We start from the raw sequence: 19,583 nt of genomic DNA, 5'->3' as shown, positions 1-19,583 counted from the left end.
ACCACAGCGCCGTACTCAGGAACATTCTGCCTCCCGCTCCAGGCGAAGCCCGGATAAACTCGTTGACTCAAAGTCACCTTGAATATATATTCAATGATGATTCTTTATTCGATTATGGCCTGGCTGTTTTGTTTTTGTCCATAGTCGATTTTGATGAGTGGCAAAAATTTGACCACCATCACACTTAAGTGTGATTTTTTTTCGCGTATGATAAAAGTCACTACGATAATGGCTGCAGCTAAACGCCTGAAGAAAGGCGATAAATGATTTTCGAGGATAAATATGGCTAAGCAGGATGAACAACGGCTATTGGTGAAGATTGCCACGCTTTACTATCTGGAAGGACGAAAGCAGTCTGATATCGCCCAACTTCTCTCGCTATCTCAGTCATTTGTCTCTCGCGCGATTACCCGCTGCCAAAAAGAGGGCGTCGTGAAAATCAGCGTCGTGCAGCCATCGAATATTTTCCTCAATCTTGAAAAGGGGCTTGAGGATCGCTACGGGCTTAAACAGGCGGTGGTAGTCGATACCGAAGAAGAGGCCAGCGACCATACCATCAAGCGGGCGATAGGTTCGGCCGCCGCGCACTACCTGGAAACCCGCCTGCGGCCAAAAGATCTGATTGGCGTCTCTTCATGGAGCTCGACCATCCGTGCGATGGTTGATGAGGTCCACGCGCAAAATCTGAAGGCCAGCGGCGTCATCCAGCTGCTTGGCGGCGTCGGGCCCAACGGCAACGTGCAGGCGACGATCCTCACCCAGACGCTGGCCCAGCGTCTTAACTGCGATGCCTGGCTGCTGCCGTCGCAGAGCATCGAAGGTTCCATGGAAGAGCGCAACCGCCTGCTGGCCAGTAAAGATGTCGCCGACGTGGTTTCCCGCTTTGACGAGGTCGATATCGCCATTGTCGGCATTGGAATTCTCGAACCTTCCCAGTTGCTGAAAACGTCGGGTAACTATTATCACGAAGATATGCTGCAGGTGCTGGCGGCGCGCGGCGCGGTTGGCGATATCTGCCTGCACTACTACGACAAATACGGCCAGCCGGTGTTGCGTGATGATGAAGATCCGGTGATCGGCATGGCGCTGGAGAAAGTCAAAAAATGCCCGAACGTGGTCGCGCTGGCCGGCGGCACCGACAAAGTCGCGGCAATTAAAGGCGCGCTTACCGGCGGCTATATCGACGTTTTAATCACCGATTACCCCACCGCCAGACTACTGGTTAGCGACTAACCCACCGCAGTTTCCCGCCTCGACAATCCCTGAGGCTGTTTTTTCAGCCACAGGGATTGCAAAATAAATAATTATAATTCAATAAATTAATCCATCCCCCTCCCCGTCTTCGCGTCATATTCCCAATCTGTGAAATGTGATTGCCAGCACAATTGATGATTTTTCAGGTAGCCCATCACCGGGTTTGTGGCTTAAGGTATCAAATAAATAATCACTATCGAATATATATTCAGTGATGAAAAAGTGATAACGATATGTCACATCATGGCCTGCGTAGACGCATGCAATGGCCGGAGATAAACCATTCTCCGCCGTTCCAGGACAATGTGTGACCGAGGAGAGCATCATATGCAGGCGACAGCCAAAGAGTTCATCATTGCGCTGGATGAAGGCACCACCAACGCGAAAGCCGTGGTGCTGGACGGCAAAGGCAAAGTTAGCGTCAAGTTCTCGCAGCCGCTGGCGATCCAAACCCCTCGCGAAGGTTGGGTGGAACAATCCGGCGAGGCGCTGGTGGCGGCCTCGCTGGCGGTGATCGCCAAAGCGGTGGCTCACGTCGGCGCGGAAAACGTCGCGGCGCTGGCTATCAGCAATCAACGAGAAACCGCCATCGGCTGGTATCGCGCCAGCGGTGAACCGATTAACGCCGCCATCACCTGGCAATGCACCCGCAGCGCCGCGTTCTGCGACACCCTGCGTCGCGATCGTCAGGAACAGCGCATTAAGCACGCCACCGGCCTGCCGATTGCGCCGCTGTTTTCCGCCTCTAAAATGCGCTGGCTGCTGGACGCCACTCCCGACGGCTATCAGCTTGCCGCACGCGGCGAGATTTGCCTCGGCACTATCGACAGCTGGCTGCTGTGGAATTTGACCGGCGGACAATCCTTCTTCTGCGATTACTCCAACGCCGCCCGCACCCAATTGCTGAATCTGCACCGCGGCGAGTGGGATGACGAGATGCTGACGCTGTTTGGTATTCCGCGCGCGGCGCTGCCGGAGATTAAACCGTCGAGCGGTCTGTTTGGCTACACCAAAGGGCTAACGGCGATCCCCGACGGTATCCCGGTGATGGCGATGATCGGCGACTCACACGCCGCGCTATTCGGCCACGCGCTTGGCGAAGCTGGCTGTGTGAAAGCCACCTACGGCACCGGCTCCTCGGTGATGGCGCCGGTCAAATCGGCCCAGTGCGATATTGCCGCTCTGGCGACCACTGTCGCCTGGCACGATGGCGACCAGCTGGTGTGGGGGCTGGAAGGCAACATTCCCCATACCGGCGATGCGGTAGCATGGATGGCGGACAGCACCGGACTGAGCGAACTCACCGCCGCCGATCTGGCCCATGAGCTGAATACCCTGCCCGCCTCTGTCGATTCGACTTTAGGGGTCTACTTCGTACCGGCGCTGACCGGGCTCGGCGCCCCCTGGTGGGACGACAGCGCCCGCGGGGTGATCTGCGGTCTGAGCCGCGGCGTCAAGCGCGCGCACCTGATCCGCGCGGCGCTGGAATCCATTACCTATCAAATCGCCGACGTGGTGGCAGCGATGCGCCAGCACGCTGAATTCACCCTGACGGCGTTAATGGTCGACGGCGGCCCAACCAACAACGACTGGCTGATGCAATACCAGGCCGACCTGCTCGGCTGCCCGGTGATGCGCAGCGATATCCCGGAACTGTCCGCCATCGGCGCGGCGTTGCTGGCGCGAAAAGCCCTCACTCCGGGTGAAACCGCCGACCTGCAAGCCTTCTTAACCGAACACAGCGCTTTTCAACCCGACATGGCCCGCCACCAGCGCCTACAGCAGCGCTGGCAGGAGTGGCGCCATGCGGTAAACAGAACATTATGGAAACCGGATTCGCCGGCCTGATGCCCATCGGCGTCAGATTGGGCGACGAACCTTATTAACCCACTACAGGAGAACCCCGGCCCATAACGATGTATCGCAACCCCCGAATTTATTCTGGGGAAATTTCAGACCGTAAACCCTGCCCGCTCAGGGATCATTTGTTCGAATATAAAAATACAGGAACAGAGTCATGAAATTACGTTTAACTCTTTTAACCGCTGCGACCCTGACCGCCTTTTCCTTTGCCGCGCATAGCGCCGAAAAAGGCACCATTATGATAATGGTTAACTCGCTGGATAACCCTTATTACGCCTCGGAAGCCAAAGGCGCCAGCGAAAAAGCGCAGGCCCTCGGCTATAAAACGACCGTGCTCTCGCATGGCGAAGATGTGAAAAAGCAAAATGAGCTGATCGATACCGCCATTGGTAAAAAGGTGCAGGGAATTATTCTCGATAACGCCGACTCCACCGCCAGCGTCGCCGCCATTGAAAAAGCCAAAAAAGCGGGTATTCCGGTGGTATTAATTAACCGTGAAATTCCGGTTGATGATGTCGCGCTGGAACAAATTACCCACAATAACTTCCAGGCGGGTTCAGAAGTCGCCAACGTATTTGTTGAGAAAATGGCGGAAAAAGGCAAATACGCCGAACTGACCTGCAACCTCGCCGATAATAACTGCGTCACCCGTTCTAAATCCTTCCACCAGGTGATTGACCAGTACCCGGATATGGTCAGCGTGGCAAAACAGGATGCCAAAGGCACCCTGATCGACGGCAAACGCATTATGGATAGCATTCTCCAGGCTCACCCGGATGTCAAAGGGGTGATCTGCGGCAACGGCCCGGTGGCTCTTGGCGCCATCGCGGCGCTAAAAGCGGCCAATCGTAACGATGTGATCGTCGTCGGTATCGACGGTAGCAACGACGAACGCGATGCGGTGAAGGCGGGCACACTGCAGGCGACCGTGATGCTCCAGGCGCAGGCCATCGCCGCCCAGGGCGTTACCGATCTGGATAACTACCTGCAAAAAGGAGAGAAGCCGGCGAAGCAGCGCGTGATGTTCCGCGGCATTCTGATTACCCAGGATAACGCAGATAAAGTTCAGGACTTCAACATCAAGTCCTGAGTTCGGGTGGTTGCGCCCCTGTGGGGGCGCAGAGGAGAGCATTATGTACAAGAAAACCTGTCTCGCGCTGGCCGTTCTGGCGCTGGGCGGCTGCCGCATCGTCTCGCAGCAGGAGCTGGCAGACCTGAAATCCCCGCCCAATCCGCATATGGCGAACATCGATAAAACCTGGCAGCAGAGCATCGTGCCGCAGGTGGTCGCCAACGCCCGCCCGGCGGCGGAGTTGATGAGCGCGCTGAAGGCGCAAAAAGATATCGATAGCGCCTGCAAAGCGCTGGGCTACCGCGCCCAGGACGAAAACCCGTGCATCTTTTACGTTAAGGTGGCGGGCGCCGTCAGCAAGCTGGATAGCGCCTCGCGCAGCGGCAAGATGACCCTCGCCGATGGCAGTATCGGTAATGTGATGGTGCAGATTGGCCCAACCCTGCGCGGCACCTTGCTGCGCGACGGTTACCGCGGCGCCAGCTACCAGGACTTTAACGACCAGGTGCTGTTTGGCGAATACAGCAAAAATATTAACAGTCAGGCGGTCAAGATGATTCAGGCGGCCAACCTGAAAACCGGCGACAACATAGAAGTGTATGGCGTCTTCTCGGCCTGGGATATTCCACAAACTATTCCAGAAATCACGCCGGCGAAAATCGTTCATCCGGGAGGTCAATAATATGACGCCGCAAGATATCGTCGCTCCCCAACCAGTCGAATCTGAAGTGATTATCGAAACCCGCGGCCTTTCGCGCATTTATCCCGGCGTGACCGCGCTGGATAACGTGAACTACCGGGTCTATCGAAATAAGGTTAACGTTCTGATCGGAGAAAATGGTGCGGGTAAATCCACCATGATGAAAATGCTTGCCGGCGTTGAAACGCCCTCCTCCGGTCAAATTATTCTCGATGGCGAGGCGGTGACTTTAAACTCTACCCATCAGGCAGAGAAAGTCGGCATCAGCATTATTTTCCAGGAACTGAATTTATTCCCCAATATGAATGTGATGGACAACATATTCATGGCTAATGAATTCTTTCAGAAAGGACGCATCAACGAAAAATATCAATATGCGTTAGCCAAATCGCTGCTGGAGCGGCTGGAGCTCGACGTCGATCCCTACACGCAACTGGGCGAACTGGGGATTGGCCATCAACAGCTGGTTGAAATCGCCCGTGCGCTATCGAAAGACACCCGCGTACTGATTATGGATGAACCCACCTCGGCGCTGAGCCAGTCCGAGGTCAAAGTGCTGTTTAAGGTCATCGAGCAGCTTAAGCGCCGCGGCGTCACCATTATCTATATTTCGCATCGCCTCGAAGAGCTGATGGAGATTGGCGACAATATCACCATTTTCCGCGACGGTCGCTTTATCAGCGAGCGCAACGTCAGCGACGCCAGCGTGCCGTGGATCATCGAACAGATGGTCGGCGATAAGAAAAAGCACTTTGATTATCAGCCCGCGCCAAAAGGCAACGCGGTGCTTGACGTCAAGGGGCTGACCGCGCTGCATCCGAGCGGCGGCTACAAACTCAATGATGTCACCTTCACCCTCAGCAAAGGCGAAGTGATCGGCATTTACGGCCTGCTTGGCGCCGGGCGCACCGAGCTGTTTAAAGGGCTGGTCGGCCTGATGCCCTGTCAGAGCGGCGAGGTACATCTTAACGGCGAAAACATCGGCAAATCGCGCTTTCAACACCGCCTGAAAAAGGGGCTGGCGCTGGTGCCGGAAGACCGTCAGGGCGAAGGCGTGGTGCAGATGATGTCAATTCAATCCAACATGACGCTCTCTGATTTTAGTCTGCAGGGATTTCGCCGCGCCTGGCGGTGGCTGAATCCGCAGAAAGAAGAGTCCTGCGTAAAAGAGATGATTCAGCAACTGGCGATCAAAGTGAGCGACGCCAATTTGCCCATCACCTCGTTGAGCGGCGGCAACCAACAAAAAGTGGTGTTGGGTAAGGCGCTGATGACCCAGCCGCAGGTGGTGTTCCTTGATGAACCGACGCGCGGTATCGACGTCGGCGCGAAAACCGACGTCTATCACCTGATCGGCAAAATGGCCCAGCAGGGGCTGGCGGTCATGTTCTCCTCTTCGGAGCTGGATGAAGTGATGGCGCTGGCCGACCGCATCCTGGTGATGGCCGATGGCCGCATTACCGCCGATTTACCGCGCCATGCGGTGACCCGCGAAAAGTTAATCGCGGCTTCAACACCTCAAGATTAATCAGGCTGGAATCCATCATGAACCAGAAATATATGATTTATATGTACCTGCTGAAGGCCAGAACCTTCATCGCCCTGCTGCTGGTGATCGCATTCTTCAGCGTGATGGTACCGAACTTCCTGACCGCCTCTAACCTGCTGATCATGACCCAGCACGTGGCGATTACCGGCCTGTTGGCCATCGGTATGACGCTTGTGATCCTCACCGGCGGCATTGACCTGTCCGTCGGCGCAGTGGCGGGTATCTGCGGGATGGTCGCGGGCGCGCTGCTGACCAACGGGCTACCGCTATGGAACGGCGACATCATCTTCTTTAACGTCCCGGAAGTGATCCTTTGCGTCGCGGTCTTCGGCGTGCTGGTAGGGCTGGTTAACGGCGCGGTGATTACCCGCTTCGGCGTCGCGCCGTTTATCTGCACCTTAGGGATGATGTACGTCGCCCGCGGCTCCGCCCTGCTGTTTAACAACGGCAGCACCTACCCGAACCTCAACGGCATGGAGGCGCTGGGCAACACCGGTTTCGCCACGCTGGGCTCCGGTACCCTGCTTGGGGTTTATCTGCCGATCTGGTTGATGATCGCCTTCCTGGTACTGGGCTACTGGCTGACGACTAAAACGCCGCTTGGTCGCTACATCTACGCTATCGGCGGCAACGAATCCGCCGCTCGCCTCGCCGGCGTACCGATCGTCAAAGCCAAAATTTTCGTCTATGCCTTCTCTGGTCTGTGCGCCGCCTTCGTCGGCTTGATCGTCGCCTCTCAGCTACAAACCGCCCACCCGATGACCGGCAACATGTTTGAGATGGACGCCATCGGCGCCACCGTGCTCGGCGGAACCGCGCTGGCAGGAGGCCGCGGTCGGGTGACCGGCTCGATTATCGGCGCCTTCGTGATCGTCTTCCTCGCCGACGGCATGGTGATGATGGGCGTTAGCGACTTCTGGCAGATGGTCATTAAGGGCCTGGTGATCGTCACCGCCGTTGTCGTCGACCAGTTCCAGCAGAAGCTGCAGAACAAAGTCATCCTGATGCGCCGCCATGAAGAGAAGCTGGCCGCCATCCCGCCGAACGGCGCCACCTCCAGCTAATCGGCAACCGTATACACGTATTCCGCCGGGCCTGGCGCCCGGCTTATCGAAAGGGAAAAAATATGCAACGAGATTTCCATAATAAAACGGTGGTTATCACCGGCGCTTGCCGCGGCATCGGTGCAGGTATTGCGGAGCGTTTTGCCCGCGACGGCGCTAATCTGGTGATGGTCTCCAACGCCGAGCGCGTTCACGAGACCGCCGAAATCCTGCGTCAGCGCTATCAGGCGGATATTTTATCGCTGCAGGTCGATGTGACCGACGAAGCCCAGGTGCAGGCCCTGTATGAGCAGGCCGCCGCGCGCTTCGGCACCATTGACGTCTCCATTCAGAACGCCGGGGTGATCACCATCGATTACTACGATCGGATGCCAAAAGCCGATTTTGAAAAAGTGCTCGCGGTTAACACCACCGGCGTGTGGCTGTGCTGCCGCGAGGCCGCTAAATATATGGTGAAACAGAACCACGGCAGCCTGATTAACACCTCTTCCGGCCAGGGGCGTCAGGGCTTTATCTACACGCCGCACTACGCCGCCAGCAAAATGGGCGTGATCGGTATTACCCAAAGCCTGGCCCACGAACTGGCGCCGTGGAACATCACCGTCAACGCCTTCTGCCCCGGCATTATTGAAAGCGAAATGTGGGATTACAACGATCGCGTGTGGGGAGAAATTCTCAGCACCGAGCAGAAGCGTTACGGCAAGGGCGAACTGATGGCGGAATGGGTCGAAGGGATCCCGATGAAGCGCGCCGGTAAGCCGGAAGACGTAGCCGGGCTGGTGGCCTTCCTCGCCTCCGACGATGCACGTTACCTCACCGGGCAGACCATCAATATCGATGGCGGTTTGATTATGTCCTGAACGCGATAGCCCGGATAAGGCGCTAAGCGCCGTCATCCGGGAAAGCGGGCTCCCGAGGTTCGACACTATATTGAAGAGAGTAATCACTATGATCGGCAAAGACTTTGCACAGCAGCTGTTTAACCTGCAGGAGCGCGTCGCTTTCGTGACCGGCGCCGGCAGCGGCATCGGCCAAACCATCGCCTGCGCGCTCGCCAGCGCCGGCGCGCGGGTGGTCTGTTTTGATCTTCGCGACGACGGCGGGCTGGCGGAAACGGTCAGCCATATTGAATCCATCGGCGGCCAGGCGTGTTCTTATACCGGCGATGTCCGCCAGCTTGCCGACCTGCGCGCCGGCGTTGCGCTGGCAAAAAGCCGCTTTGGCCGCCTCGATATCGCCGTCAACGCCGCCGGGATCGCCAACGCCAATCCGGCCCTGGAGATGGAAAGCGAGCAGTGGCAGCGGGTTATCGATATCAACCTCACCGGCGTATGGAACTCCTGCAAAGCAGAAGCGGAATTAATGCAGGAGTCTGGCGGCGGGTCGATTATCAATATCGCCTCGATGTCGGGGATTATCGTGAATCGCGGCCTCGATCAGGCGCATTACAACTGTTCGAAAGCCGGCGTTATCCATCTGTCGAAAAGCCTGGCCATGGAGTGGGTTGATAAAGGGATCCGCGTCAACGCCATCAGCCCCGGCTATACCGCCACGCCGATGAATACCCGCCCGGAGATGGTGCATCAGACCCGCGAGTTTGAAAGCCAGACCCCGATGCAGCGCATGGCGAAGGTAGAAGAGATGGCCGGCCCGGCGCTGTTCCTCGCCAGCGACGCCGCCTCATTCTGCACCGGCGTGGATCTGGTGGTCGACGGTGGGTTTGTCTGCTGGTAAAACCGGTCTTACCCCGGCTAACGATGCACAAGCCGGGGCGTTTTCTTCAGCCGTCTTGCACATCCACGCAGAGCACATGATGGATCATGAAGATGGCTCATGCAGTATTGAAATTAACTCTCTTTCACTCACTCAATGACTCTGGCAAAAATAGTCTTCAGCAACTGCAGACAATATGAATGCTACTGAATAATAAATCCAGATAAATCGCAAGGTCATTCTGGGAATGTGAAATACCTGCATTTTTATATCAGAACCCAGGGTGGAAAGAGACGATGACAGACTTTACCTTTACGATTAAACGTAGTCGTTTTGATGAACACTATAACCCGGCGGAAAATACGCGTATTACCACCAATTTTGCCAACCTGGCGCGGGGCGAAAACCGTCAGCAGAACCTGCGCAATGCGCTGGCAATGATTGATAATCGCTTTAATAACCTGGTGCAGTGGGACAACCCGAACGGCGACCGCTACTCCGTCGAGCTCGATATCATCTCGGTCGAAATGAATATTAGCGATAACGGCCAGAATGCGGCATTCCCGGTGATTGAGATTCTGCAAACCAATATTATTGATAAAGCCACCAACGCGCGAATCGAAGGTATTGTTGGGAATAACTTCTCCTCTTATGTGCGCGATTATGATTTTAGCGTATTACTGCCGGAATATAATAAAGATAAAGCCACATTCAGCGTGCCGGAAAATTATGGCGTTCTGCATGGCAATATTTTCAAACATTTCATACGCTCTGCCGAATACCATGAATGTTTTAAAAAGTCGCCGGTCATCTGCCTGAGCGTTTCCAATAAGCATACCTACCGCCGGACCGGCAATCAGCACCCTATTCTCGGCGTCGAGTACCAGCAGGATGGCGTGGCGCTGACCGAGGCCTATTTCAATAAGATGGGCCTGCAGGTGCGTTACTTTATGCCGACCAATAGCGTAGCGCCGCTGGCCTTCTTCTGCGCGGGCGATCTGCTCAGCGATTACAGCAACCTTGAGCTTGCTAGTACCATTAGCACCATGGAGACCTTCCAGAAGATTTATCGCCCGGAAATTTACAACGCCAACTCCGCGGCCGGGCAGTGCTATCAGCCGAACCTGAATAATCAGGATCATTCGTTGACCCGGATTGTTTATGACCGCGAAGAGCGCAGCCGCCTGGCGATTGAACAGGGCAAATTTACCGAACAACAGTTTATTAAGCCGTACCAGCATATTCTTGAGCAATGGTCAGCTCATTACGCTCTCTAAATCATAAAAAAATAAAGGTCACCTGTATGAAAACATTGCTCCCGACATCCACCGCAGGCAGTTTACCGAAACCGACCTGGCTGGCGCAGCCCGAGACGCTGTGGTCACCGTGGAAATTACAGAATGAAGAGTTAGTACTAGGCAAACGCGATGCGCTGCGTTTATCCCTGGACGATCAGCTGCGCGCAGGCATTGATATCGTCAGCGATGGCGAGCAGACGCGTCAGCACTTTGTCACCACCTTTATTGAACATCTCAGCGGCGTCGATTTTGAGAAACGGCAAACGGTGAGAATTCGCAACCGCTATGACGCCAGCGTGCCGACCGTTGTCAGCGCCGTCGAACGCCAGCAGCCGGTGTTTGTGGAAGATGCAAAATACCTGCGTCAACTCACCAACAAACCGATTAAATGGGCTCTGCCTGGGCCAATGACGATGATCGATACCCTGTATGACAATCACTATAAAAGCCGTGAAAAACTGGCGTGGGAATTTGCCAAAATTCTCAACCAGGAAGCCCGGGAATTAGAAGCCGCCGGGGTAGATATTATTCAGTTTGATGAACCCGCATTTAACGTCTTTTTTGATGAAGTCAATGAATGGGGAATCGCCGCGCTGGAAAGAGCCGTTGAAGGTCTGAAATGCGAAACCGCCGTGCATATCTGCTATGGCTACGGTATTAAGGCCAATACCGACTGGAAAAAAACGCTCGGCTCCGAATGGCGCCAGTATGAAGAGGCGTTCCCGAAACTCCAAACCTCCTCTATCGATATTATTTCGTTGGAGTGTCATAACTCGCGCGTACCGATGGACCTGCTGGAGCTCATCCGCGGCAAGAAAGTGATGGTCGGAGCAATCGATGTGGCGACCAACGCCATTGAGACGCCAGAGGAGGTGGCCAGCACGCTACGCAAAGCCCTGCAGTTCGTCGACGCCGACAAGCTCTATCCATCAACCAACTGCGGCATGGCGCCGTTATCGCGTCAGGTCGCCAGCGGTAAGCTTCATGCGCTAAGCGCCGGGGCGGAAATCATTCGCCGGGAGCTGGTGGCGAAATAATCGCCGCCTGCCGTTCACTTCTGAAACAAGGCGTCATTGAAAACATGACGCCATATCAAAAGCGGGTTTACATCCCCGGAAACGTTACGCTATTCCCCGGCGCTTCCCTGTGTAGATGAATAAAGTTCAGGTGTCGCTCGTACTGGTCGAGAATATCGGTGATCACCTGCTCTTTGCTGTAATCCATCAGGTCATTGCCCTGGCTACCCTCCAGCAGGAAAGTCTCAAGACGGTAGTAGGTCGATTTGCCGCTGCGCGCCCGATAGGTAAAACCAGGAATCGAGTACTGCTGCGGCCAAATCTGGTAGACGAAGTTTTGTTCGTCGCCCATATGCACCAGCAGATCGAGGTGACCAAGGTTATCGCCCTCTTCCGGCGGCAGGCTTTTCAGCTCAACGTAAGCGCCGCGCAGCTTCAACTCCTGCGCCACCTCTTCCATCGCCGGGAAGCACACCGTCTCCATCATCTGGCGGGTATAGCGCGTGCCGGGATAGTTCATTAAGCGTGACAAGCGCTTTTTCCAGCTCAGACGATCCTGTACGCCAAGCGGGCGCGGCGCAGTGTCGCGATTGGCGCTTTCGCGGCGATAATCTTCCACCTTCAATGACTTATATAATCCCGCCATCACGAAGAAAATCACAAAGCTGAACGGTAGCCCCATGATCACCGTCGCGTTCTGTAGCGCGGAGATGCCGTTAGTCATCAACATACCGAGGGTCAACAGGCCAATCACCACCGACCAGAAAATGCGCAGCCAGTTCGGCGCATCGCTATTAATATCCTTCAGCTTCGAAGTGAAGTTGCCGAGCACCAGCGCGCCGGAGTCCGCTGAGGTGACGTAAAACAGCAGGCCGGTAATGGTGGCGACCGAAGCACTAAAGGTAAACGCCGGGTACTGCGCCAGCAGGTTATAGAAACCGCGCTCCGGGTGAGCGATGGCCTCGGCGGCAAAATCCGCATTGCCGTGAATAATTTCATACAGCGCGCTATTGCCGAATACCGACAGCCACAGCAGGGTGAAGGTGAACGGAATAATTAAGGTACCGACCACAAACTGGCGAATGGTGCGCCCGCGCGAAATACGCGCCAGGAACAAGCCGACAAACGGCGACCACGCCACCCACCAGGCCCAGAAGAATAACGTCCAGTTATTCATCCATTCAACCGGGCGGTCGAAGGCGAAGCTGTTCAGCGTCATTCCCATAAAGCGATTGACGTAATCCCCGACGTTCAACACCAGCGCATTGAGCAGGAACTCGGTATCGCCCATAAACAGAATGAATAAGATCAGCCCCAGCGCCAGTACCACGTTGAGCTCGGAAAGGATACGAATGCCCTTATCCACGCCAGAGGTTACCGAAATGGTGGCGATAATCACCGACAATACAATCAGCGCCGCCTTTGCGCCCAATGAATCAGGAATATGGAACAGCACGCTCAGGCCGTAATTGAGCTGCACCACGCCGATACCGAGGGTAGTGGCGATGCCGAAAATCGTACCGATCACCGCGGCGATATCGACGCTGTGGCCGATAGGGCCATTAATTTTTTTACCGAAGATTGGATAGAGCGCGGAGCGGATGGTGAGCGGCAAATTATAACGATAGCTAAAGTATCCCAGCGCCATTCCCATCAGGGCGTACATCGACCAGCCGGTGAGGCCGTAGTGGAATAGCGTCCACACCATCGCCTGGCGCGCCGCCTCCATGGTCTGTCCCGCCCCTTCCGGCGGCTGCATATACTGCGTGACCGGTTCGGCGACCGAGAAAAACATCAGGTCGATGCCGATACCGGCGGCAAACAGCATCGCCGCCCAGCTCAGCACGCTGAACTCCGGCTTCGAGTGTTCCGGCCCCAGCTTCACCGAACCGAATCGCGAACAGGCAATACAGACGACGAACACGATATACAGCGTGGCGGCGAGTAAATAATACCAGCCGAAGGTTTTAGAAACCCAGTTCAGGGTACGGCCAATCCAGGCCGCGGAAAAATCGCTGAAGAAGATAGTCATCAGGGAAAACAACAAAATCAGTCCTGCGGAAGTGTAAAAAACCACCGGATTGATTTTGTCCTTTTCTCTGCTCGGCGAAAGGTCTGTCATCCATTCTCCTTACATTTATTGCAACTATTAAAAAGCAAATCGGCAACAATTAAGACACATTTTATATTGAACGTCCAATCAAAAACCGCTTTAATAGATAAACAAATCTGATGAATGGAGTCCGGGAAATGCCAAAACTGGGGATGCAATCGATACGTCAGCGGCAGCTGATCGACGCCACGCTGGCGGCGATTAATGAGGTCGGCATGCATGACGCCACCATCGCGCAGATCGCCCGCCGGGCGGGCGTATCGACGGGCATCATCAGCCACTATTTCAAGGATAAAAACGGACTGCTGGAAGCGACGATGCGCGACATCACCGGCCAGCTACGCCATGCGGTGTTACAGCGGCTGCGGGCGCTACCCGGCGCCAGCGCTGAACGGCGTCTGCGGGCTATCGTCGCCGGCAATTTCGATGACAGCCAGATAAGCGGCGCGGCGATGAAGGCCTGGCTCGCCTTCTGGGCCAGCAGTATGCACCAGCCGATGCTCTACCGCCTGCAGCAGGTCAGCAGCAAGCGTTTGTTATCGAATATCGTCTATGAGTTTCAGCGCCAGCTGCCGCGCGAGCAGGCGCAGGAAGCGGGCTATGGCCTGGCGGCGCTAATCGATGGCCTGTGGCTGCGTGCGGCGTTAAGCGGTAAACCGCTCGACAAAGCCCGCGCTGAGGCGCTCGCGGACCATTTCATCAGGCAGTATCTGCCACCGACTTCGCAATAATGGAGGAAACCATGTCCCGAATGGCCGAACAGCAGCTTTATATTCACGGCAAGTTTGTCGCCGCCACCAGCGGTAAAACTTTCGAGACCATCAACCCTGCCACTGGGGAAGTGCTGGCAACCGTCCAGGCCGCCGGGCGTGAAGACGTCGACCGTGCGGTAAAAAGCGCCCAACAGGGGCAAAAAGTATGGGCGGCGATGAGCGCGATGGCGCGCTCGCGGATCCTGCGTAAAGCGGTTGATATCCTGCGCGAACGTAACGATGAGCTGGCGCGTCTGGAGACGCTCGATACCGGCAAACCGCTGAGCGAAACCGCCGCCGTTGATATCGTGACCGGCGCCGATGTGCTGGAATACTACGCCGGATTAATCCCGGCGCTGGAAGGCAGCCAGATCCCGCTGCGCGACAGTTCATTTGTTTACACCCGCCGCGAGCCGCTTGGCGTGGTCGCCGGTATTGGCGCCTGGAACTACCCGATCCAGATAGCCCTGTGGAAATCGGCCCCGGCGCTGGCAGCCGGTAACGCGATGATCTTTAAACCGAGCGAAGTCACTCCGCTCACCGCGCTGAAGCTGGCGGAAATCTACCGCGAAGCGGGTCTGCCGGAAGGGGTCTTCAACGTCCTGCCGGGGATCGGCGCCGAAACCGGCCAGTACCTGACCGAGCATCCGGATATCGCCAAAATCTCCTTCACCGGCGGCGTCGCCAGCGGCAAAAAAGTCATGGCCAACTCCGCCGCCTCTTCTTTAAAAGAGGTGACCATGGAGCTGGGCGGTAAATCACCGCTGATTATCGCGGAAGATGCCAACCTCGACCTCGCCGCCGATATCGCCATGATGGCCAATTTCTACAGCTCCGGTCAGGTCTGCACCAACGGCACCCGCGTGTTTGTTCCCGCGAAGTTTAAAGCCGAATTTGAACACAAGATCCTGCAGCGCGTGGGCCGTATCCGCGCCGGCGACCTGTTTGCCGACGATACCAACTTCGGCCCGCTGGTCAGCTTCCCGCATCGCCAGAATGTACTGCGCTATATCGAGAGCGGCAAAAGCGAAGGCGCTCGCCTGCTGTGCGGCGGCGATGTGCTGAAAGGCGAAGGCTTCGATAATGGCGCATGGGTCGCCCCGACGGTCTTCACCGACTGCACCGATGACATGACTATCGTACGCGAAGAGATCTTCGGACCGGTGATGTCGATTCTCAGCTATGACGACGAAGCGGAAGTGATTCGTCGCGCCAACGCCACCGAGTACGGCCTTGCCGCTGGCGTCGTCACGCCGGATCTGAACCGCGCTCACCGCATCATCCACCAGCTGGAAGCCGGTATTTGCTGGATCAACAGCTGGGGAGAATCGCCGGCGGAAATGCCGGTCGGCGGCTATAAGCACTCCGGCATTGGCCGAGAAAATGGCGTGATGACCCTACAGAGCTATACCCAAGTGAAATCCATCCAGGTTGAGATGGGTCAGTTTCAATCCATATTTTAACCAGGAGGTCATTTTTGCAGTTTGACTACATCATTATTGGCGCCGGCTCCGCCGGCAACGTCCTCGCGACGCGTTTAACGGAAGATCCCAACACCACCGTCCTGCTGCTGGAAGCGGGCGGTCCGGATTACCGCTTTGATTTCCGCACCCAGATGCCCGCCGCGCTGGCTTTCCCACTGCAGGGCAAACGCTACAACTGGGCCTATGAGACCGAACCGGAACCCTATATGAACAACCGCCGCATGGAGTGCGGACGCGGTAAAGGGCTCGGTGGATCCTCGCTGATTAACGGCATGTGTTACATCCGCGGCAACGCCATGGATCTTGATAACTGGGCCGCCGCGCCGGGGCTGGAACACTGGAGCTACCTCGACTGCCTGCCCTATTACCGGAAAGCGGAAACCCGCGACATCGGCCCTAACGACTATCACGGCGGCGACGGCCCGGTGAGCGTCGCTACGCCGAAACAGAATAATAATCCGCTGTTCCATGCGATGGTGGAAGCCGGCGTGCAGGCGGGCTATCCGCGTACTGACGATCTCAACGGTTATCAGCAGGAAGGGTTTGGCCCGATGGATCGCACCGTGACGCCGCAGGGACGCCGCGCCAGCACCGCCCGCGGCTATCTCGATCAGGCCCGCAGCCGCGCGAACCTGACCATCCGCACCCACGCCATGACCGATCACATTATTTTTGACGGCAAACGCGCCGTCGGCGTCGAGTGGCTGGAAGGCGACAGCAGCGCGCCGTCGAAAGCAATGGCCAATAAAGAAGTGCTGCTGTGCGCCGGCGCCATCGCCTCGCCGCAAATTCTGCAGCGTTCCGGAGTCGGTAACCCAGAACTCCTGCGCCAGTTTGATATTCCGCTGGTCCACGCCCTGCCCGGCGTCGGTGAAAATCTGCAGGACCATCTTGAGATGTATCTGCAGTACGAGTGCAAAGAGCCGGTGTCGCTGTATCCGGCGCTACAGTGGTGGAATCAGCCGAAAATCGGCGCGGAATGGCTGTTCGGCGGCACCGGGATCGGCGCCAGCAACCAGTTTGAAGCGGGCGGATTTATCCGCAGCCGCGAGGAATTCGCCTGGCCGAATATTCAGTACCACTTCCTGCCGGTGGCGATTAACTACAATGGATCCAATGCGGTTAAAGAGCATGGTTTCCAGTGCCACGTTGGCTCGATGCGTTCACCAAGCCGCGGCCATGTGCGTCTGAAATCGCGCGACCCGCATGCTCATCCGGCAATCCTGTTTAACTATATGTCGAGCGAACAGGACTGGCAGGAGTTCCGCGACGCCATCCGTATTACCCGCGAAATCATGAACCAGCCGGCGCTGGATAAGTATCGCGGACGCGAAATTAGCCCTGGCGTTGAGTGCCAAAGCGATGCGGAGTTAGATGAGTTTGTGCGTAATCACGCCGAGACCGCGTTCCACCCGTGCGGCACCTGTAAAATGGGGTACGACGACATGGCGGTGGTTGACGGCGAAGGCCGCGTCCACGGCATGGAAGGATTACGTGTGGTCGACGCGTCGATTATGCCGCAGATTATTACCGGCAACCTGAACGCCACCACAATCATGATTGGCGAGAAGATGGCCGATGCCATTCGCGGGCGTCAGCCGTTACCGCGCAGCACCGCAGCGTACTATGTCGCCGGCGACGCGCCGGTTCGCCGCTAAACGAGCAGGTCCCCGGATTGCGCTGCGCTCATCCGGGCTACCAAATCGCACAACTCTGTAGCCCCGGTAAGCGGGGTTTTCTCATCCTGCCCGCACTCTCTGCGCTTCACCTATACTTGCAGTTTAAGCGGGACAGGAGAACGACGATGACGCTACCCGATTTTCACGTCTCAGCGCCTTTTACGCTTGGTATTGAGCTGGAGTTACAGGTCGTCAACCCGCCGGGATATGACCTCAGCCAGGATGCCTCCACGCTGATTGCCGATGTGCAGGATGAACTGACGGCGGGAGAGGCCAAACACGACATCACCGAAAGCATGCTGGAGATAGCGACCGGCATCTGTCGCGATATCAGCCACGCCACAACACAGCTCGGCGCCATCCATCAGGCGGTACAGCGCGCCGCACTCCGTCACCACCTGCAAATCTGCGGCGGCGGTTCGCACCCTTTCCACGCCTGGCAGCGTCAACAAATCAGCGATAACCCGCGCTATGTGAAAACCGTCGAGCACTTCGGCTATCTGGCAAAGCAGGCGACGGTGTTTGGCCAGCACGTCCACGTCGGCTGTCAAAACGGCGATGACGCCATCTATTTACTACACGGGCTGTCTCGCTTTGTACCGCACTTTATCGCCCTCAACGCCGCCTCGCCGTGGTTCGACAGCACCGACAGCCGCTTCGCCTGCTCGCGCCTGAACCGTTTCTCTTCCTATCCCGATAACGGGCCGATGCCGTGGGTAGAGAACTGGCAGGCCTTTCAGCGTTTATTCCGTCGCCTGAGCTACACCAGCATGATCGACAGCATGAAGGATCTACACTGGGATATTCGCCCGAGTCCGGTTTTCGGTACCGTCGAAGTGCGGGTGATGGATACGCCGCTGACGATAGGCCAGGCGGTGAATATCGCCGGATTTATCCAGACGCTTGCCTGTTGGCTGTTAAGCGAACGACCGTTTAAACATCAGCCAGAAGATTATCTACTCTACCCTTTCAACCGCTATCAGGCCTGTCGCTACGGCCTCGACGGGGTGATAACCGATGTCTGGTCCGGCGAACAACAGAGCATCCGCGCGAACATTATTCAGTTAGCCGACCGATTGGCGCCCTTTGCCCATAAGGTGCACGCCAGCGCGGCGCTGGAGTCGGTTGTGCGCCAGGCCAGGTCCCCCATCAGCGAAGCGCAGCAGATGCGCGAATTCATCGCCAACGGCGGTTCGCTGATCGGTCTGGTACAAAAGCACTGCGAGATTTGGGCGGCATAAGGAAGCGAAACGGGTATACTCGGCGCAGGATATTTAAAAGGATTGTTCATGTTATTACGCCGCCTGATCCCTCTTGCGCTTCTCCCCTTCACCGCCTTTACCCATGCAGCCTGTACTCTCACCGACCCAACGCTGATCTTGCAAAGCTATACGGTTAATCCGCAGCAAGAGCGCATCGTAATGTACTGGCAAAAGCAAAATGGTAAAGCCTGGGGATCGTTACGATCGCTGCTGTCCGATATCAATAAAGACGGCAGCGTCCAGATGGCGATGAACGGCGGGATATACGATAAAGCCTACGAGCCGCTGGGCTTGTATATCGAAAACGGCAAGCAGCTAAAGCCGCTCAACCGCGCCTCCGGCGGCGGCAATTTTTTCATTCGCCCCGGCGGCGTATTCTGGCTGAAAGGCCAGCGGGCGGGAATAACGCCTATCAACAAGTTTACGCCATCGCCTGAGATAACCTACGCCGTGCAGTCTGGTCCGATGCTGATTGAAAACGGCGCCATTAACTGGCGGCTGAAGCCCTCCGCCAGCTCGCGTAAGCTGCGCAACGGCGTCGGCATTGATAAACAGGGACGGGTGGTATTTATGCTTAGCGAGCGCGAAACCAATTTCTACGATTTTGCCTGTTACGCGCAGTCCAAACTCCACGTGCGCCAGATGCTGTACCTCGACGGCACGATTTCAAAAATGTATCAAAAGGGCGGCGGCATACCGTGGCAGTATCACCCTTTCGTCACCATGATAACCGTAGAAAGAAAAAACCTGGCTAAATGAAAATG

General features: G+C 56.3%; 16 protein-coding genes. 15 read left to right on the top strand and 1 reads right to left on the bottom strand.

All coding sequences use genetic code 11. The features are described 5' to 3' along the window. The first annotated feature begins 282 nt into the window (after positions 1-282). From PGR29_RS08440 to PGR29_RS08395, 10 genes are all read left to right on the top strand, one after another. Positions 283-1,233: a sugar-binding transcriptional regulator gene (locus PGR29_RS08440; RefSeq protein ID WP_087860276.1), complete on the top strand. Its 951-nt coding sequence runs from the start codon at positions 283-285 to the stop codon at positions 1,231-1,233. Between the two features lie 348 nt (positions 1,234-1,581). After that, positions 1,582-3,102 (top strand): FGGY family carbohydrate kinase, encoded by a 1,521-nt coding sequence (locus PGR29_RS08435; protein ID WP_316424397.1) that lies wholly within the window; start codon positions 1,582-1,584, stop codon positions 3,100-3,102. 169 nt (positions 3,103-3,271) lie between these two features. Then, positions 3,272-4,207: a D-ribose ABC transporter substrate-binding protein gene (locus PGR29_RS08430; protein WP_015367786.1), complete on the top strand. Its 936-nt coding sequence runs from the start codon at positions 3,272-3,274 to the stop codon at positions 4,205-4,207. Positions 4,208-4,250: 43 nt separating this feature from the next. Next, positions 4,251-4,871 carry a DUF2291 family protein gene (locus PGR29_RS08425; RefSeq protein WP_213794458.1) on the top strand — a complete coding sequence of 207 codons (621 nt, stop codon included), beginning with the start codon at positions 4,251-4,253 and terminating at the stop codon, positions 4,869-4,871. 1 nt (position 4,872) lies between these two features. Next, positions 4,873-6,417, top strand: a complete 1,545-nt coding sequence (locus PGR29_RS08420; RefSeq protein WP_087860279.1) for a sugar ABC transporter ATP-binding protein — start codon at positions 4,873-4,875, stop codon at positions 6,415-6,417. A gap of 17 nt (positions 6,418-6,434) precedes the next feature. Further along, positions 6,435-7,502: an ABC transporter permease gene (locus tag PGR29_RS08415; protein ID WP_316424396.1), complete on the top strand. Its 1,068-nt coding sequence runs from the start codon at positions 6,435-6,437 to the stop codon at positions 7,500-7,502. Positions 7,503-7,564: 62 nt separating this feature from the next. Further along, positions 7,565-8,362, top strand: coding sequence for an SDR family oxidoreductase (locus PGR29_RS08410; RefSeq protein ID WP_316424395.1), 798 nt, complete (start codon positions 7,565-7,567; stop codon positions 8,360-8,362). A gap of 88 nt (positions 8,363-8,450) precedes the next feature. Next, entirely contained in the window at positions 8,451-9,236 is a 786-nt protein-coding gene (locus PGR29_RS08405; protein ID WP_087860281.1) for an SDR family oxidoreductase, read from the top strand. A 275-nt stretch (positions 9,237-9,511) separates the two neighbouring features. Continuing rightward, complete coding sequence (locus PGR29_RS08400) at positions 9,512-10,492, top strand: DUF1852 domain-containing protein (protein ID WP_316424394.1); 981 nt, start codon at positions 9,512-9,514, stop codon at positions 10,490-10,492. 26 nt (positions 10,493-10,518) lie between these two features. Next, positions 10,519-11,550 (top strand): methionine synthase, encoded by a 1,032-nt coding sequence (locus PGR29_RS08395; protein ID WP_271032740.1) that lies wholly within the window; start codon positions 10,519-10,521, stop codon positions 11,548-11,550. A 67-nt stretch (positions 11,551-11,617) separates the two neighbouring features. Here PGR29_RS08395 and betT read toward each other — a convergent pair whose 3' ends face one another. Continuing rightward, positions 11,618-13,651 carry a choline BCCT transporter BetT gene (gene betT, locus PGR29_RS08390; RefSeq protein WP_015704693.1) on the bottom strand — a complete coding sequence of 678 codons (2,034 nt, stop codon included), beginning with the start codon at positions 13,649-13,651 and terminating at the stop codon, positions 11,618-11,620. A gap of 128 nt (positions 13,652-13,779) precedes the next feature. On the opposite strand from betT, the gene betI reads away from it, so the two are divergent. The 5 genes from betI to PGR29_RS08365 all read left to right on the top strand — a co-directional run bounded on the left by betI (position 13,780) and on the right by PGR29_RS08365 (position 19,578). Further along, positions 13,780-14,373 carry a transcriptional regulator BetI gene (betI, locus tag PGR29_RS08385; RefSeq protein ID WP_045392822.1) on the top strand — a complete coding sequence of 198 codons (594 nt, stop codon included), beginning with the start codon at positions 13,780-13,782 and terminating at the stop codon, positions 14,371-14,373. A gap of 11 nt (positions 14,374-14,384) precedes the next feature. Continuing rightward, positions 14,385-15,857: a betaine-aldehyde dehydrogenase gene (betB, locus tag PGR29_RS08380; protein WP_048230691.1), complete on the top strand. Its 1,473-nt coding sequence runs from the start codon at positions 14,385-14,387 to the stop codon at positions 15,855-15,857. A gap of 14 nt (positions 15,858-15,871) precedes the next feature. After that, positions 15,872-17,536, top strand: coding sequence for a choline dehydrogenase (betA, locus tag PGR29_RS08375; protein WP_032714033.1), 1,665 nt, complete (start codon positions 15,872-15,874; stop codon positions 17,534-17,536). 146 nt (positions 17,537-17,682) lie between these two features. Beyond that, entirely contained in the window at positions 17,683-18,798 is a 1,116-nt protein-coding gene (locus PGR29_RS08370; protein WP_316424393.1) for a YbdK family carboxylate-amine ligase, read from the top strand. A gap of 48 nt (positions 18,799-18,846) precedes the next feature. Continuing rightward, a complete protein-coding gene (locus tag PGR29_RS08365) occupies positions 18,847-19,578 on the top strand; it encodes a phosphodiester glycosidase family protein (protein ID WP_213794450.1) in 732 nt (243 codons plus the stop codon). The last annotated feature ends 5 nt before the right edge of the window (positions 19,579-19,583 follow it).

Source organism: Klebsiella sp. 141203 (assembly GCF_032601985.1).
In the GTDB taxonomy this organism is placed as follows: domain Bacteria; phylum Pseudomonadota; class Gammaproteobacteria; order Enterobacterales; family Enterobacteriaceae; genus Klebsiella; species Klebsiella aerogenes.
Note: the sequence above shows the minus strand (reverse complement) of the source record. Positions and strands in the feature narration are given on the sequence as shown.